This is a genomic window from Pseudomonas sp. GW823-FHT01D03 (assembly GCF_058798255.1).
In genome coordinates, this window is the sequence record NZ_JBXAKK010000001.1 from 3,448,685 (window position 1) to 3,465,221 (window position 16,537).

At 63.1% G+C, this 16,537-nt stretch carries 14 protein-coding genes; 3 read left to right on the forward strand and 11 right to left on the reverse strand.

Features of this window, described 5'->3' with window-relative positions:
- Nucleotides 1-23: 23 nt before the first annotated feature.
- The 5 genes from AC1RBR_RS14885 to AC1RBR_RS14905 all read right to left on the reverse strand — a co-directional run bounded on the left by AC1RBR_RS14885 (nucleotide 24) and on the right by AC1RBR_RS14905 (nucleotide 6,878).
- Entirely contained in the window at nucleotides 24-3,101 is a 3,078-nt protein-coding gene (locus tag AC1RBR_RS14885) for an error-prone DNA polymerase (RefSeq protein ID WP_492565208.1), read from the reverse strand.
- Entirely contained in the window at nucleotides 3,098-4,513 is a 1,416-nt protein-coding gene (locus tag AC1RBR_RS14890) for a Y-family DNA polymerase (protein ID WP_095136291.1), read from the reverse strand. The genes AC1RBR_RS14885 and AC1RBR_RS14890 overlap by 4 nt, the downstream gene beginning before the upstream one ends.
- A gap of 7 nt (nucleotides 4,514-4,520) precedes the next feature.
- On the reverse strand, nucleotides 4,521-5,138 hold the full coding sequence (gene imuA / locus AC1RBR_RS14895) for a translesion DNA synthesis-associated protein ImuA (protein ID WP_007968686.1): 618 nt from the start codon (nucleotides 5,136-5,138) through the stop codon (nucleotides 4,521-4,523).
- Entirely contained in the window at nucleotides 5,138-5,755 is a 618-nt protein-coding gene (lexA, locus tag AC1RBR_RS14900; protein WP_492565210.1) for a transcriptional repressor LexA, read from the reverse strand. Before lexA ends, imuA begins: the two co-directional genes overlap by 1 nt.
- Nucleotides 5,756-5,960: 205 nt before the next feature.
- Nucleotides 5,961-6,878 (reverse strand): LysR family transcriptional regulator, encoded by a 918-nt coding sequence (locus AC1RBR_RS14905; protein ID WP_492565212.1) that lies wholly within the window; start codon nucleotides 6,876-6,878, stop codon nucleotides 5,961-5,963.
- Nucleotides 6,879-6,981: 103 nt separating this feature from the next.
- Between AC1RBR_RS14905 and AC1RBR_RS14910 the strand changes: the two genes are divergently transcribed.
- The 3 genes from AC1RBR_RS14910 (at nucleotide 6,982) to AC1RBR_RS14920 (ending at nucleotide 11,529) form a co-directional block, all read left to right on the forward strand.
- A complete protein-coding gene (locus AC1RBR_RS14910) occupies nucleotides 6,982-8,724 on the forward strand; it encodes an amidohydrolase (protein ID WP_492565214.1) in 1,743 nt (580 codons plus the stop codon).
- A gap of 185 nt (nucleotides 8,725-8,909) precedes the next feature.
- A complete protein-coding gene (locus AC1RBR_RS14915; protein ID WP_492565215.1) occupies nucleotides 8,910-9,647 on the forward strand; it encodes a TorF family putative porin in 738 nt (245 codons plus the stop codon).
- Nucleotides 9,648-9,870: 223 nt separating this feature from the next.
- Nucleotides 9,871-11,529, forward strand: a complete 1,659-nt coding sequence (locus tag AC1RBR_RS14920; protein ID WP_492565217.1) for a phosphoethanolamine transferase — start codon at nucleotides 9,871-9,873, stop codon at nucleotides 11,527-11,529.
- A 127-nt stretch (nucleotides 11,530-11,656) separates the two neighbouring features.
- Here the strand turns inward: AC1RBR_RS14920 and AC1RBR_RS14925 are convergent, their stop codons facing one another.
- From AC1RBR_RS14925 to AC1RBR_RS14950, 6 genes are all read right to left on the reverse strand, one after another.
- Nucleotides 11,657-11,935 (reverse strand): DUF971 domain-containing protein, encoded by a 279-nt coding sequence (locus AC1RBR_RS14925; RefSeq protein ID WP_103367873.1) that lies wholly within the window; start codon nucleotides 11,933-11,935, stop codon nucleotides 11,657-11,659.
- Nucleotides 11,932-12,894, reverse strand: coding sequence for a HEAT repeat domain-containing protein (locus tag AC1RBR_RS14930; RefSeq protein ID WP_492565218.1), 963 nt, complete (start codon nucleotides 12,892-12,894; stop codon nucleotides 11,932-11,934). The genes AC1RBR_RS14925 and AC1RBR_RS14930 overlap by 4 nt, the downstream gene beginning before the upstream one ends.
- Complete coding sequence (locus tag AC1RBR_RS14935) at nucleotides 12,891-13,739, reverse strand: ABC transporter ATP-binding protein (protein ID WP_492565220.1); 849 nt, start codon at nucleotides 13,737-13,739, stop codon at nucleotides 12,891-12,893. The genes AC1RBR_RS14930 and AC1RBR_RS14935 overlap by 4 nt, the downstream gene beginning before the upstream one ends.
- Nucleotides 13,739-14,521: an ABC transporter permease gene (locus tag AC1RBR_RS14940; protein WP_492565222.1), complete on the reverse strand. Its 783-nt coding sequence runs from the start codon at nucleotides 14,519-14,521 to the stop codon at nucleotides 13,739-13,741. The genes AC1RBR_RS14935 and AC1RBR_RS14940 overlap by 1 nt, the downstream gene beginning before the upstream one ends.
- 137 nt (nucleotides 14,522-14,658) lie before the next feature.
- Nucleotides 14,659-16,062, reverse strand: a complete 1,404-nt coding sequence (locus AC1RBR_RS14945) for an ABC transporter substrate-binding protein (RefSeq protein WP_492565224.1) — start codon at nucleotides 16,060-16,062, stop codon at nucleotides 14,659-14,661.
- Between the two features lie 228 nt (nucleotides 16,063-16,290).
- Complete coding sequence (locus AC1RBR_RS14950; RefSeq protein WP_007959413.1) at nucleotides 16,291-16,536, reverse strand: 4Fe-4S dicluster domain-containing protein; 246 nt, start codon at nucleotides 16,534-16,536, stop codon at nucleotides 16,291-16,293.
- Nucleotide 16,537: the final 1 nt, after the last annotated feature.

Genomic DNA, 16,537 nt, shown 5'->3' on the forward strand with positions numbered 1-16,537 from the left:
GGGGCTTTGTGGTGTCCTGGGGTTTAGTGAAAGTCGCGGCTCTGCACGCGGATGCCGTCGAGCAGCGGACTCAGGTCGCTCAGCCGGCCAGCGATCAAATGCCGTACTTCGCCCTCCCGCTCCCAGCGGCCATCGACCTTGAGCAATTGTGAGCCGACCAGCACCTGACGCTGGCGCTCGGCCAGATCGCGCCAGACCACCACGTTGACGTTGCCAAACTCGTCCTCAAGAGTGACGAAAGTCACGCCGCTGGCAGTGCCCGGTCGCTGCCGCCCGGTGACCAGCCCGGCGATGCTCACTGGCCGGCCGTGTTCGACGTCCAGCAACTCCCGCGAACTGCGGCAACGCCGCGCCTTCAGTTCACCTCGCAACAGCGCCAGTGGATGCGGCCCCAGCGTGGTGCCGATGGTCGCGTAATCGGCCTGCAGATCCTCGCCGACGCTGGGCTTGGGCAGCAGCACATCGGCTTCTTCCTGGCTCGGTAACCCGGCAAACAGGCCCAGCTGTTTCTGCACCCCGGCCACTTCCCAGCGCGCGCGATGCCGATGGCCGGCCATCCCGCGTAACGCGCCGGAGTCAGCCAACAGCGCCTGAGCGCGGCTGTCGAGCGCGGCGCGTTCGCCCAGATCGGCGACATCGGCAAACGCCCCGCGTGCCCGCGCCACTTCGATGCGCCGGGCGTCCTCCTCGCGAAAGCCCTTGATCATCCGCAGGCCCATGCGAATCGCCGGTTGCGCGCCACTGATCGGCTCCAGGCTGCAATCCCAGTCGCTGGCACGCACGTCCACCGGACGGATCTGCAATTGATGGCGGCGCGCGTCCTGCAGAATCTGATCCGGGCTGTAGAAACCCATCGGCCAGCTGTTGATCAACGCGCAGGCGAACGCTGCCGGTTCGTGGCACTTGAGCCAGCAACTGGCGTAGGTCAACAAGGCGAAACTGGCAGCGTGGGATTCGGGAAAGCCATAGCTGCCGAAACCCTTGATCTGCTCGAAGATCTGCGCGGCGAATTCCTCGGTGTAGCCGTTTTTCTTCATACCGGCGGCCAGTCGCGCCTTGTGCGGCTCCAGCCCGCCGTGGCGTTTCCACGCGGCCATCGAGCGGCGCAACTGATCGGCCTCGCCGGGGCTGTAGTCGGCGGCGACAATGGCGATCTGCATCACCTGTTCCTGAAACAGCGGCACGCCGAGGGTGCGTTTGAGCACCACTTCAAGTTCCGGCGAGGGATAGGTTTCCGGCTCTTCCTTGTTGCGACGGCGCAGATACGGATGAACCATCCCGCCCTGAATCGGCCCCGGGCGGACGATTGCGACCTCGATCACCAGATCGTAGAACTTAGCCGGTTTCAGGCGCGGCAGCATCGACATCTGCGCCCGCGATTCGATCTGGAACACGCCAATGGTGTCGGCACGGCTGATCATCTCGTAGGTCGCTTTGTCTTTATCAGGGATCGTCGCCAGGCTGAGATCCAGATGGCGATGACGGCGCAGCAAGTCGAAACAACGACGGATCGCACTGAGCATGCCGAGGGCGAGGATATCGACCTTGAGCAGCCCGACCGCGTCGAGGTCGTCCTTGTCCCACTGAATGATCGTGCGCTCGGCCATCGCGGCGTTTTCCACCGGCACCAGCGTGTCCAGCGGTTGCTCGGAAATCACGAAACCGCCGGGGTGCTGCGACAGGTGCCGGGGGAAACCGATCAGTTGCCCGGTCAGGCTCAGCACTCGACGCAGCACCGGGCTGTCGGGGTCGAAGCCGCCTTCGAGCAAGCGTGCCAGCGGTGGTGTTTCATCGCTCCAGTGACCGCAGCAATCGGCCAGTGCATTGATCTGATCCGGCGGCAGACCGAGGGCCTTGGCCACGTCGCGCACCGCACCGGCAGCGTGGTAAGTGCTGACCACCGCCGTCAGCGCCGCACGCCGCCGGCCATAACGGCGGAACACGTATTGCAGGACTTCTTCGCGGCGCTCGTGCTCGAAATCGACGTCGATGTCCGGCGGCTCGTTGCGTTCTTTCGACATGAAACGCTCGAACAGCAGCGTGGTGCGGTCCGGGTCGATCTCGGTGATACCCAAGGCGAAACACACCGCCGAGTTGGCCGCCGAACCACGGCCCTGACAGAGGATTTTTTGCTTGCGGGCGAAACTTACTACGTCGTGCACGGTGAGGAAGTAGCTTTCGTAGCCGAGCTCGGCGATCAGTTTCAGCTCATCGTCGATTTGCTTGAGCACCTTGGCCTGCGGCCCTTTCGGCCAGCGCCAGGCAATGCCTTCTTCGGTCAGTTGGCGCAACCAGGAACTGCCGGTGTGCCCCTCCGGTACCAGTTCTTTCGGATACTCATAGCGCAACTCGCCCAGCTCGAAAGTGCAGCGCCGCGCCAGTTGCACCGAGGCGTCGAGCAGAGCCTGCGGATACAACTCGCGCAACACCTCGAGGCTGCGCAGATGGCGCTCGCCGTTGGGATGCAGGCGCAATCCGGCCTCGGCCACCGGGACGTGATGGCGGATCGCAGTCATGGTGTCCTGCAAGGCGCGCCGGCCACGGGCGTGCATGTGCACGTCGCCGCTGGCCACGGCGGCGATCTGCAGCTGCTCGGCCAGACTCAACAGTGCCGCCAGCCGCCGCTGATCGTCCTGCCCGCGATGCAGCTGCACCGCCAGATACAGACGCTCGCCGAAGGTCTGTTTCAGCCAGCGCCCCTCCTCCACGTCATCGATGCTGTCCGGCACCCACACGGTGAACAACCCCGGCAGCGACTCGCTGAAATCCTCGCGCAGCACCTGGTACTGGCCCTTCTGCGTACGCCGCCGGGCCTGAGTGATCAAGCCGCACAAGGCCTGATAGCCCGCCAGGTTCTCCACCAACAACAGCAGTTTCGGGCCGTTGTCGATGCGTATTTCGCTGCCGACGATCAGCGGCAGTTCAACCGATTTCGCCGCTTGCCAGGCCCGAACGATCCCGGCCAGCGTGCACTCGTCGGTGATCGCCAGCGCCTGATAGCCGTGTTTTTTCGCCCGCTGAAACAACTCAAGGGCACTGGAGGCACCGCGCTGGAAACTGAAGTTCGACAGGCAGTGCAGCTCGGCATAGCCGTGGTTCATGCAAACCAGCCTTGCAGCCACAACGGCCCGCCCTCGCCCACGGCTCGATAGGCCCAGCCCTGCTGACCGGCGCGGTTCTGGATCAGGTAGTAATCGCGGCGCACATCGTCGCCGTCCCACCAACCGGATTCGATGCGCTCCGGGCCCATGAGAATCCGCGCCGAACCTTCGGCCACGCTCTGCGGTTCGCCGAGCAGCCAACCCGGACGCTGCACGCTCGGCAAACCGCTGCAACGCTGCTTGTCGACGCCGTTCTGCCAGGCACATTCGGGGCGATGGTCGGCCTGAAAGCGCAAGCCCTGCACCGCGTCATCGCCGAGCCGTGCACGCAGGCGTTCGCGCAATTGCTCCCAGGGCAAGGTCTGTTGCGGACGATCATCGAACAGTTCCTGAAACTGCGGCACGAAACTCGGCAGATCTTCGGCGCGCAGGCGAAAGCCGCGTACCGGGGCCTCGACCTGGACTTGTTCCAGTCGCCCACGAGCCAGTTCGAAGAGCATCGCCGGATCGCGCTCGGCGCTGAGCAGGCCGACCTTGATCAGCGTGTCCGGCAGCCCGGCGTGCTCCAGATGCAGGTCGAAACGCTGCACGCCGCTGTCACGTCCGCAGAGGAACGCCGACAGGTCAGCGGTCAGACGCCGTAGCGGGAACAACAATGCCTGGTGGGATTGCACGTCGAAATTGAGTTCGATGCGCACATCGAAACGATCCGGCGGCAGGTAGAACGCCAAGGCCAGCGGCCGTGCGCCGAACAGGGTGTCGAGGTGTTTGAGCATCGACGCTTCGAAGCGCCGGGCCAGGGCCTGACGCGGCAGGCTTTGCAACTGGTTCAGGTTGCGCAGGCCCATGCGCGCCAGTGCCGTGGCGACCTGCGGCTCCAGCCCGACACGGTCGACGGGTAATTGCCCGAGGTGATGTTGCAAGGCTTCGCCGTCGGGCACCACCAGGCCGTCGTAGGCATTGGCCAGCACCCGCGCCGCCACCGGATTCGGTGCGGCAACGATGCGATGGCGGAAACCCAGCTCGGTCAGCTCCTTGCGCAGCCGCGCTTCGAACTGCGCCCAGGAGCCGAACAGGCCCAGGCTCGACTCGATCTCGAACACCACGGTACGCGGATAATGCACGCTGACCTGCGCGCTGAAACGATAGGCCCACGCGGCGAGAAACTGCTGCCAGTGCTCGACCTCGGCGAGGTCGTAGTCGGCGGTGGCAAAACCTTTGCTCAACGCTTGTGCGGCGGTCATCGACTGGCCGGCGCGCAAGCCTAGTTGACGCGCCGCTGCATTCACCGCTTGCAAGACTCGGCGCTGGGCCGGGCCACTGAGCAGCACCAACGGCTCATCGGGATCGGCACGCTGACGCAGCACGGCGTCGAGGGCCAATTGCGGGAACAGAATACACACCCAGCGCATGACGACCTCAGTGCCCCACGGCAAAGGCAATCGGCGCGGTGCGCGCCAGTCCGCCACGGCACTTGAGCACGCGCAACTGGGCCGGTCTGGCGTCGATGGCAATGCGCAACGCGGCCGGCGACGGGTTGATCGCCTCGCTCAGCGGGCGCCAGGCAAACGCCAGGGTCTGGCCGGTTTCTGCCGCTACCTGCAAACGCCGCAACGCCCGATCATCGGCCTTGTGCGGCCAGCACAGCACCGCGCCGCAACTGCCGGAACGCAGACATTGTTCCGCCGCCCACAAGGCATCGCGTTCGCTGGCCTGAATCACCGACAACTGGCGCAGATCGACCCCGGCGTTCGCCCACGCCTGCGGGTACGGCACGAACGGTGGCGCCACCAGCACGATGCGCTCGCCCGCCGCCGACAGCCGCGCCAGCGTCGGCCACACCAGTTGCAACTCGCCAACCCCGGGGCCGGCCAGGAGGATTTCGCTCAGCGCCGCTTCCGGCCAGCCGCCGCTGGGCAGTGCCGCATCCAGCGCGGCATGCCCGGTGGGTTGCGGGCTGGCAGCCGGCGGCGCAGGCCGGCCCTTCCAGACCTGGCCTCCATTGAACAGCGTATCGAGTGCAACGACGGCGCCCATCAGCCTTGCCTCACCAGACCGCAGAACACCCCTTCGATGGCCAGATCCTGATCGTCGCGCACGACAATCGGCTGGTATGCCGGGTTGCGCGGCAGCAGGCGCACTGTAGTGCCGACACGTTCGAAGCGTTTGATCGTGACTTCACCGTCGAGGCGCGCCACCACGATCTGCCCGTTGAGCGCCTCGGGATTGCGCTTCACTCCCACCAGATCACCGTCGAGAATGCCGTCCTCGATCATCGAGTCGCCCTGCACCCGCAGCATGTAGTCGGGCGCACGGGAGAACAACGCGGGATCAAGCATCAAGCGGTTATGGATGTCGGCATCCGCGCCGATCGGCGCACCGGCAGCCACTCGGCCGAGCACGGGAATGTCGAGCAGCTCCGGCCGCACGGGTTGCCCGAGCAGGCGAATGCCCCGGGCCTGATGCGGATTGACCTCGATAAATCCGGCTTCGGTGAGCGCCAGCACATGCTTGCGCGCCACGCTGCGCGAGGCAAAACCAAAAGCCTCGCTGATTTCAGCGAGGCTTGGGGGCTGACCGTGTTCGGCGATGCGTTCGCGGATAAAGGTCAGGATGGCGGTACGGCGGGGAGTAAGATTAGTCATGGAGTACATTTGTACTCCTGTGGGATTTTACTGACAAGCACCGCCAGTCGGCCTGGGCCGGCGATCCACAAAAATCAAAAGATCGCAGCCTCGTTTCAATCGTCAGCTCCTACAAATAAGACGACTCGGGAACTGTGTAGGAGCTGCCGCAGGCTGCGATCTTTTGATCTTTTTAAAGATCGCAGCCTGCGGCAGCTCCTACAGGGAACGGGCGTCAGTTCAACCCACGCTCGGCCAGAAATGCCGAGATGTAATCGATAAACGCCACCACCTTCGCCGTGGCCCGCCGATGGCTCGGATACACCGCAAGAATATGCGGGCCGAAAGTGTCGGGGTCTATTTCATAGTCAGCCATGACCCGCACCAGTCGCCCGTCGGCAATGTACGGCGCGGCGCTCCACAGCGGCGTGTGCAGCAAGCCGCGTCCGGCCAATGCGCTGGCCAGCAGCAGGTCGTAATTGTCGCTGCGCAAGCGCGGCGCCGATGGCTGTGGCAGGCTCAGCCGCTGGCCGTCGCGCTCGGCCCACCAGAACTCGCGACTGAGCAACGGGTGCTGATATAACAGCCATTCATGCTGTTCGAGGGTTTGCGGATCCACCGGCAAACCCTTGCGCGCCAGATAGTCCGGGCTGCCGCACAACGCCAGGCGATTGCTGCCGACCACCCGGGCAATCAGCCCCGGCAAGTCGTCATGGCCCTCGCGCAAGGCCAGGTCGTAGCCGCTTTCCAGCAGATTGACGAACGCGTCGCATAGGTCCACTTGCAGGCTGATCTGCGGGTATTGCTGCAAAAAGCCGTCACACACCTGATCGAGAAACGCCCGCCCGTACGCCAGCGGTGCGGTGATTTTCAGGCTGCCGCGCAGACCGTGCTGCAACTGCTCGATTTCCTCGCTGGCCTCCTCCAGTCGCTGCAACACCAGTCGCGCGGTTTCCAGATAGACCCGGCCGATTTCGGTCAGCAGAATCCGCCGCGTGCTGCGTTCGAACAGCCGCGCACCGAGTTCTGTTTCCAGGTGATTGACCGCTTTGGTCAGGGCCGATGGGGTCTTGCCCAGTTGTTCCGCCGCGCGGCTGAAACTGCCGAGTTGCGCGGTGACCACGAACATTTTCAGTGCACCCAGCTTGTCCATGCTTTTTCCATTCAGGCAAAAACGTTTTTCGTGAGGGAGGCGTTCTGTCGGCCAGTGTCAGCCACTAATCTGGCCATCAGACGCAATAACAAGGAAATCTTCAATGAAAAGATTCATCCCGAGCCTGCTGGTTAGCGCTGTAAGTTTTGCCTCGATGGAAGCCATGGCCGCCACCGATCTAGTACTGGTCAACGGCAAGATTTTCACCGCCGACCGTTCGCAACCGAAGGTGCAGGCGTTGGCCGTGGAAAACGGCAAAGTGCTGAAAGTCGGCAGCGATGCGCAGATCAAGGCGCTGATCGAGCCTGGCACACAGGTGATCGACCTCGGCGGCAAGACCCTGATGCCCGGCTTGATCGACAGCCATTCCCACGGGATTTTCGGCGGCCTGGAGATGGTCTCGGCCAACATGGAAGACGAAGTCGTCGCCCTCGACGAACTGGAAAAACGCCTGCGCGCCTGGCGTGACGACGGCAAGGCCAGACACGGCGATGTGCTGAGCATTGCCGGCATGAGCTCAGCGTACTGGGCGCAGGCCGAAGCGCTGGGCAAAACCTTCAACCAGGGCGAATGGGCTGACGTGCCGATGGTGTTCACCGGCAGCGATCACCACACCGCGTGGGCCAACAACGTGATGCTCAAGCGCGCCGGCATCGACGCGGCGTTGCTCAAGACCCTGCCCGCTGCGGAACAAGACACGATCGGCAAACTGGCCAGCGGCGAGCCCAACGGTTTTCTGGTCGATGCCGGTTGGGACCGGGTCGCCGCGAAAATGCCGGTGCCGAGCCCGGCCGATATGCTCACCGCGGCCAAATCCGCGGTGCGCTTCAACAACAGCCTCGGCATCACCGCGTGGATGGACCCGGCCGCTAACGCTGCGCCGGGCGAGGCCGTGTTCGCGCTCAAACCCACCGAGAAAACCGTCGGTGTGCTGCCGGCCTACAAAGCGCTGTCGGAACGCGGCGACATGAGCGTGCACGTCGCGGCGTTGCTGGTCGCCAACCCGAAAAGCCTGCCGGCCGATCTCGATACGCTGGATAAGGTGCGCCAGCAATTTCAGGGCATCCCCAACCTGACCCTGCCCGGAGTCAAGATCTTCGCTGATGGCGTTATCGAGTACCCGGCGCAGAGCGCGGCGATGATCGATCCGTACCGCAACTCGCACAAACAGGGCGAACTGCTGATCGACCCGCAGCATTTCGGCGAGCTGGTCAGCGCCATCGACCAGCGCGGCTGGCTGGTGCACATCCACGCCATTGGCGACCGCGCGGTGCGTGAATCACTCAACGGCATCGAACGCGCGCGCCAGGATCGGCAGAGCGGCATCACGCACTCGATCACCCACCTGCAGATGGTCAACCCGAAAGAGTTCGCCCGCTTCAAGCCGCTGAACGTGATCGCCTCGATGCAATTGCTGTGGGCCAGTGCCGACGACTACACCACCGACATGATCAAGCCCTACGTCAGCGCCCTCGCCTTCCGCTATCAATACCCGGCGCACTCGTTGCTGAAACAAGGCGCGACGATTGCCGGCGCCAGCGACTGGCCGGTGTCGTCGCCCAATCCGTTCAACGCCATGGCCCAGGCCATCACCCGCGTCGGCCCGCTGGGGGTGCTGAATGCCGACGAGCGTCTGGATCGCGAAACCATGTTCTACGCCTACACCCTCAACGCGGCGCGCACGATTGGCCTGGAGAAGCAGATCGGCTCGCTGACGCCGGGCAAGCAGGCGGACTTTATCGTGCTCGATCGCGACGTGTTCAGCGTCGACGACAAGGCCCTGCATGACACCCAGGTGCTGCAGACCTGGTTCGGCGGACGTCAGGTCTATACCGCCAGCCAATAACAACAGGATCCCCCTCGCTTTTGTGGGAGGGGGCTTGCTCCCGAAGGCGTCCGGTCAGCAAACATTTCGATACCTGACCCACCGTCTTCGCGAGCAAGCCCGCTCCCACAGGGGCTTTCACACTACCCAAGCATTTCCACTGCATTTTCCAGCCCCCATAACAATCACAACATCGGGACTTCTCCATGAAACCCTTGCCCCTGTTCGCCCTCGGTTTTTCCAGTTTGCTGCCCTTGAGCAGCCAGGCGATCCCCCTGAACGACGACTTCGCCGTGCTGGTCGACCTGACCCTGGCCAGCGACTACCGCACCCGCGGCATCTCGCAAACCCAGAATGACCCGGCCATGCAGGCCGGTCTGACCTTGGCCCACAGCAGCGGTTTGTACGTGGGGGCCTGGAGTTCCAACGTCGATTTCGGCGGCGGTCTGAAAACCCGGCAGGAGGTCGATTACTACGCCGGCTGGCTGTGGCAGGCCACCGAAGAAGTCAGCCTCGATCTGGGTTACCTCAAGTACGCCTACCCCAAGGAAAGCCAGTTCAACCAGAGCGAGGTCTACGGGATTCTCGGTGTCTACGGGGTGAAGCTGGCGGCGTATTACTCCAGCGATGCGCCGGGGGTCGACAGCAAGCAGAGCTCGCTCTACACCTATGTCGGTTATGAAACCGGGCTGCCGTTCGATTCCGGGCTGAAACTGCGTTACGGCAACATGGACTTCAAGGACCCGCACCTGTACTCGGCGTCCGGGCATGGCGAGGACAGCTACCGCGAATGGGAGGTCAAGCTGACCCACAACCTGGCCGGGGTGGTGTTGGGCCTGAGCTACATCGACACCGATCTGTCGCAGAGCCAGTGCCTGAGTAACTGGGGGTTCAAGGATGTGTGCACGGCGACGCTGGTCGCCAGCCTGAGCAAATCCTTCTGACCCACCAAAGTCCCCATTGTAGGAGTGAGCCTGCTCGCGATAGCGGTGTGTCATTCAACAACGATGTCGGCCGACCCACCGCTATCGCGAGCAGGCTCACTCCTACAGGGTTTTGCGTTGACCTGAGTGTTTGTTACAGGATGTTTACGAATTTTTTACTAATGTTCTTCTACAGTTACGCGCATTACTGCGCGGGTTCCATTCGAGTAGAGGAATGTCTGTAATGGCTTTGGGCAAAGGACTGCGTTTACCGTCCATCACTTCCACCCGGCTGGTGCTGCTGTTTTCCCTGGCACTGGTGGCGCTGTACAACCTGGCGACCTGGAAGGCGCTGGGTACGTTGATCACCCTGCAAGGCGCGCACAAACTGGCGTTTTTTGCTTCGTTCGGCCTGTTCCTGTGGGCGGCGATCACCCTGCTGCTGACCCTGGTGTCGTTTCGCTGGACGCTGAAACCGGTGCTGAGCGTGGTCGCTCTGCTCTCGGCTTGCGCTGCGTATTTCATGAACGAATACGGGATCACCATCGACGCGGTGATGATCCAGAACGTGTTCGAAACCAACCCCGGCGAAGCCGCCGCACTGTTCAACGGCAAGCTGCTGGCTTACGTGTTGCTGCTCGGCGTGCTGCCGGCGGCGCTGATCTGGCGCTGGCCGGTGCGTTATCGGCCGTTCTTTCGCGGTCTGCTCAACAAGCTGCTGGTAAGCGCCGCTTGCGTGCTGGTGATCGGTGCCTCGGTGGGCGCGTTCTATTCGACCTACGCGCCGATCTTCCGTGAAGAAGACAAGCTCACCCACTTCATCAACCCGACCAACTACATCTACGCCATCAGCAAATACACCAAGCAGCGCCTGGGCATCAAAAAGCACTTTGTGGTGCAGGCCATCGGTGAAGACGCGGTGATGAGCGCGAAAGCCGCCGGCCGCGAGAAGAAGTCGCTGATGGTGTTTGTGGTCGGCGAAACCGCCCGCGCCGATCACTTTTCGCTGAACGGTTACGCGCGCGAGACCAATCCCGAGCTGAGCAAACTGGACGTCTTCAACTTCACCCAGGTGCATTCCTGCGGCACGTCCACGGCGGTGTCGGTGCCGTGCATGTTCTCGATGTTCCCGCGTGAGGACTACAGCGACAAGAAAGGCAAAACCTACGAAGGCCTGCTGGATATTCTGCAACGCGCCGGTGTGCAGGTGCTGTGGCTGGACAACAACAGCGACTGCAAAGGCACCTGCCTGCGCGTGCCGCACCGTGACATCGCGAAGAACCAGCCGGGGCCGTTCTGCGACGGCAACAACTGCCTCGACGAAGCGCTGCTGGCCGATCTGCAGGCTTACATCGACAGCCTCAAGGGCCACGCGATCATTGTCCTGCACGCCGACGGCAGCCACGGCCCGGAATACTACGAGCGCTACCCGAAGAACATGGAGCGCTTCACGCCGATCTGCCACACCAACCAGTTGGGCAGTTGCAGCCGCGATGAACTGGTCAACGTGTACGACAACACGATCCTCTACACCGACCACTTCCTCGCCAAGGTCATCGAGTTGCTCAAGCGCAATCAGGACACGCTGGATACCTCGATGCTGTACGTCTCCGACCACGGCGAATCGCTGGGTGAAAACGGCCTGTACCTGCACGCGGCGCCCTATGCGCTGGCGCCGGAAGCGCAGACGCATGTGCCGATGGTGCTGTGGTTCGGCAACAACACTCTGGCGCAACTGGGGATTGACCGCGATTGCCTGCAAGGCAAGACCGGGCAGCCGGACCTGAGCCATGACAACCTGTTCCATTCGGTGCTGGGGTTGTTCGAGGTGAAGACCGCGCTGTATCAGCCGGGGCTGGATGTGTTTCGCGGGTGCCGGCCAGCCATGACGGCTGGGCAGTAACCCGGAGTTGCACCTATACCCTTGTAGGAGTGAGCCTGCTCGCGATAGCGGTGTGTCATTCAACAATGATGTCGGCTGATACACCGCTATCGCGAGCAGGCTCACTCCTACAAGGGGCTGTGGCACATCAAGAATCGAGCTGTGCCAGATAGTCCCACGGGTAGATCCCGCGTTGATGGCCGTCACTGAACACCAGTTGCACGCCGTAGCCCTGCGGGTTGATCTCAATCAGGCGAACACGCTCATCCACCAGCGGAGTCACACCTTTCAGGCGAAACGCGCGGCACTGCGAGCACGGGCACTGGCGGCGCAGTTCGGCGTGATTGAACAGCGATTCACGGCCGTCCGGCCAGCTCAGGCGCAGTGTCCGTTCGCTTTGCGAGTTGCTCACCGACAGCGGATTCATTGCAGCTGACTCAAGGCAATCCGCACCGCTTTGCGCACTTCCGGGTCGCCGTCATCCTGCGCCGCCTGCAACGCCGCCACCGCGCCGCGATCATGCAACTCACCGAGGGCCAGCGCGGCTTCCTTGCGCAGGTTGCTGATGCGATGGCCGAGGGTCTCGATCAAGGCGTCCAGCGCCGGTGCAAAACGCAAGCGACCGAGGCTGCGGGTAGCACGGAGGCGCACTTGCCAGTAGTCATCGCCGAGGGCTGCGATCAACGCCGGGCCGGCGTCACTGTGGCCGACTTTGCCCAGGGTTGTCGCGGCTTCTTCGCGCACTTGCCAGGCAGTGTCCTGCAGCGCCTGACGCAGGGCTGGCAGCACCTCGGCGCCGGACGCCAGACCGAGGGCACCGGTAGCGGCGCGGCGCACTTCGGTGTCCGGGTCGGCGCTGGCCAGACGCGCCAGAGCCGGCAGTGCGTCGAGCTGCTTGAGCCAGCCGAGCACGCCCACGGCTTCGCGACGCACATTGGCATCGGCATCGCTCAATGCGGTGATGGCGGCTGGTGCGGCATCGGCGAAACGCAACTCGCGCAGAGCCCTGAACGCGGCGATTCGTACACTGACTGAGGCATGATCGGTCCACGGCAGAATCACCCGGCCTGCGGCTTCAGTTTTGAGCAGGCTCAGACTTTGCGCGGCGGCGGCCTGCACTGCCGGAGACGGATCGGTCAGTGCCTGACACAGCGCAGCCACCACCGGTTCGTCTTCCCACGCTTCCAGCAGCCGCGCAGCTTCGGCGCGGACTTCTTCGGCGGGATCTTCGCTCAGTCTTTCGACCAGCCACAGCAGTCCGTCTGGCTCCTCCAGATCCGCCAGTTCAATCAGCGCAATGCGCCGCACACCGGCATCGTCTGCGGTCAGACGCGGTTGCAGGGCGAGTATGTCGTCGTTGTCGGTCACAGCAAAAAATGAGGTCATAGGGCAAATCGCGGCAAAGGGTTTTCGGGAGGCAGGCCGAGCGGGTTAAGGCGCGGCAGCGGTCGGGAGTTGTCGTGGTGCAGCAGGTCGAGGCAATGGCGCTTGAGGCGGGAGAATTCGGCGCTGGTCACCAGTTCGCTGGTGCGCGGACGCGGGAAGTCCAGGCGCAAGTCTTCGATGATTCGCCCCGGACGTGCGCTCATCACCAGCAAGCGGTCGGCGAGAAACAGCGCCTCGTCGATATCGTGAGTAACGAACACCACGGTGGTGCGAATCCGCGTCCAGATGTCCAGCAGCAGCTCCTGCATGTTCAGGCGGGTCAAGGCATCCAGCGCGCCGAACGGTTCGTCCATCAGCAACAGCCGTGGACGATTGACCAGCACCCGGGCGATCTCCACCCGTTGCTGCATGCCACCGGACAGTTGATCGGGCCAGCGCTCGACGAAGCCGTCGAGGCCGACCAGTTTGAGCATTTCATCAGCGACGCGATGGCGCTCGGTTTTGCCGATGCCGCGCATCTTCAGGCCGAAAGCCACGTTGTCGCGCACCGTGCGCCATGGAAACAGCGTGTGGTGCTGGAACACCATGCCGCGCTGCGGCGACGGCCCGGACACTTCGCCGCCATCGACTTTGAGGCTGCCGGTGTGGGCGCTCAGGTGACCGGCCAAAGCGCCGAGCAAGGTCGATTTGCCGCAACCGGACGGGCCGAGAATGCACACGAACTGGCCAGGTTCAATCTGGCAATCCAGCCCCTGCACGGCCTCGAAGGCTTGCTGCCCCTCACCGAGAACGATCGACAACTGGCGAATATCGATTCGCCCTTCCGGGGTTTGCATTGCGCTCATCAGGCTTTTCCTCGTGGTCGATGCCAGGGCGTGAACAGCCCGCCCAGGCGCTTGATCAGCAGACTGCTGCCCATGCCCAGCACACCGATCAGCAGCATGCCGACGACGATGTCGGCGTAGTTCTGAATGGTGTAGGACTCCCAGGTGTAGTAGCCGATGCCGAACTGACCGGAGATCATTTCCGCCGTCACAAGACAGAACCACGAAGTGCCCATGCCGATGGCGAGGCCAGTGATGATGCTCGGGGCGGCGCCGGGCAAAATCACTTCAAGCAAAATCGCCCGGCGCCCTGCCCCGAGGCTTTTCGCCGAGGCGATCAGGCGCGGGTCGACGCCTTCGACGCCGTGCACAGTGTTGAGCAGGATCGGGAACAACGCACCGGTAAAAGTGATGAAGACCATCGACAGCTCCGAGGACGGGAACATCAGGATCGCCAGCGGAATCCACGCCACCGCCGGAATCGGCCGCAGCACTTCCAGCGGTGGCAGCAGCAGGTCTTCGGCCCATTTCGAGCGGCCGATGGCCAGGCCCAAGGCAATCCCGATGATCAACGCCGCGAGGTAACCGGCGAACACGCGGCCGAGGCTCGCGCTCAGGTGCTGCAGCAGCTTGCCGGAGTCGCCCAGACCCAACGCCGCTTCGATCACCGCCCATGGGGTGGGCACGTTGGCGAAGGTGACCAAGCCGAGGTTCCAGTGGTGGCTGGCGGCTAGTTGCCAGAACAGCAGGCAGAGCAGCAAAGAAGCAGCCCTTGGAACCCAACGTAAATAAGATCGGTACACAATTGTTCCTCTCAACCCAAATCCCCTGTAGGAGTGAGCCTGCTCGCGAATGCGGTGTGTCAGTTGTTGATGTGTTGTCTGACACAACGCTATCGCGAGCAGGCTCACTCCTACAGTTGACCGAGGTGTTCTTCGGGTTAGCGGGCAACTACGGCCTGGGTCGTGGCATCGGTAAAGTCGAAAACCTTGCCACCCTGCGCCGCCGCAAATTGCTGCGCCTGGCCCTTGAGCAGAAACGCGCTCAAGCGGCCCTTGGCATCGCTGGCGAACCACGCCTGATCAGCGAGCAACTTGATCCCGCTGTCACTGGCCTGGGCATACACCGCGCGGATGTTTTTGCCTTCCTGCTTCAGTGCGGCCAGCGCAGTGAACGCCGATTCGGCGGAGGCGTACTGGCGCACCTTGGCTTCGCCGCGCACCCAGATTTCGGCGACGTGGCTGAAGTCTGTGATCGCTTTGCCGGTCGCCGCATCCAGCGCTTTCAACGGCGTTTGCGCGTAGTTGGCCAGTTGCGCGGTGTAGTCCAGATTCGAAGCCTTGAAGGCGGCGCGGATGTACTGATCGTCGATGAAGGTGTTGAGGTCGAGGCCGCGATCAGCCTTCTTCAGCAGCTTCAGGGTGTCGATCGCCGTGCCCACTGCCTGACGGTATTCCGGCTTCCAGCTCAGGTCGCGGGTCTGCACGCCGAGCGGGCCGTGGAACAGGTAGTTGACCTCGGCATCGACGCCGGTGACCTTGGCGATCAGCTCGCTGTACTTCTCAGGCTCGGCGGCGAGCAACTGATTGGCCTCGATGCTCGCCCGCAGGTAGGCGACGACGATTTCCGGGTATTTTTTCGCGTAAGCCTGATCGACCAGCGCGCCGTGGAAAGTCGGCGCATTGGCCTGGGCGCCGTCGTAGATCTTGCGGGCGAAACCACGGCTGGGGAACAGCTCGGCGAACGGCACGAAATCGGCGTGGGCGTCGATCTTGCCGGCCTGTAACGCGGAGCCGGCGACCTCCGGCGGCTGGGCGATGATGTTCACGTCTTTCAGTGGATCCCAGCCCTGCTCCGCCACCGCGCGCAGCAACATGCCGTGGGCGGTCGAGGCGAATGGCACCGAGATGGTCTTGCCCTTGAGCTCACTCAACGCCTGCACCCCGGACGCGCTCGGCACCACGATGCCGTTGCCGCTGCCCTTGATGCTGCCCGACAACACGCTGATGAACAGGCTGTGCTTGCCGGCGGTTTCGAACGCCACCCCGTTGAACGCGCCGGGGAAATCGGCCATGGCGCCGAAGTCGAGTTTGCCGGCGACCATCTCGTTGGTCAGCGGCGCGCCGCTGGTGAAGTTTTTCCACTGCACGTCGTATTTCGCGTCTTTGTAGGCGCCGTCGTGCGGCAGGTATTTGTCGAGCAGACCGAGTTCACGAATCAACAGACCGCCGGCGGCGCAATTGATGGTGGTGTCCTGGGTGCCGATGGCGATGCGGATGGTTTCGGCCGAGGCCGACAGGGTGAAGGTTGCCAGTACCAGACCGGCGAGTGCTGCACGCAACATGAGTGTTTCCCCTCGAATCGTTTATTGGATGTTCGTCTCCGCCGCGATCAGGGCGCGGTGGGAAACGAGGGGTTTCGGTTATTCCAGCGTCCGGGTGTTTCCGGGTAGCTCAGGGTGTCGTAAATCTTTGTAGGAGTGAGCCTGCTCGCGATAGCGGTGTGTCAGATGGCGCTGTGTTGGCTGACACACCGCTATCGCGAGCAGGCTCACTCCTACAGGGGAAAGCGCTTAGCGCAGGAGATAGGGGATTTCGACTTTCACCGCACCAGTCGGGCAATCCTTCTCACAGGGCATGCAGTACCAGCATTCATCGAATGCCATGTAGGCCTTTTGTGTGGCTGGGTTGATCGCCAGCAGATCCATCGGGCAGACGTCGACGCATACGGTGCAGCCCTTTTCGGCGATGCATTTGTCCTCGTCCACGGTGACCGGGGCGTTGGAGCGGAAGAAGATTTCCTGGGCTTGATAGGCCATG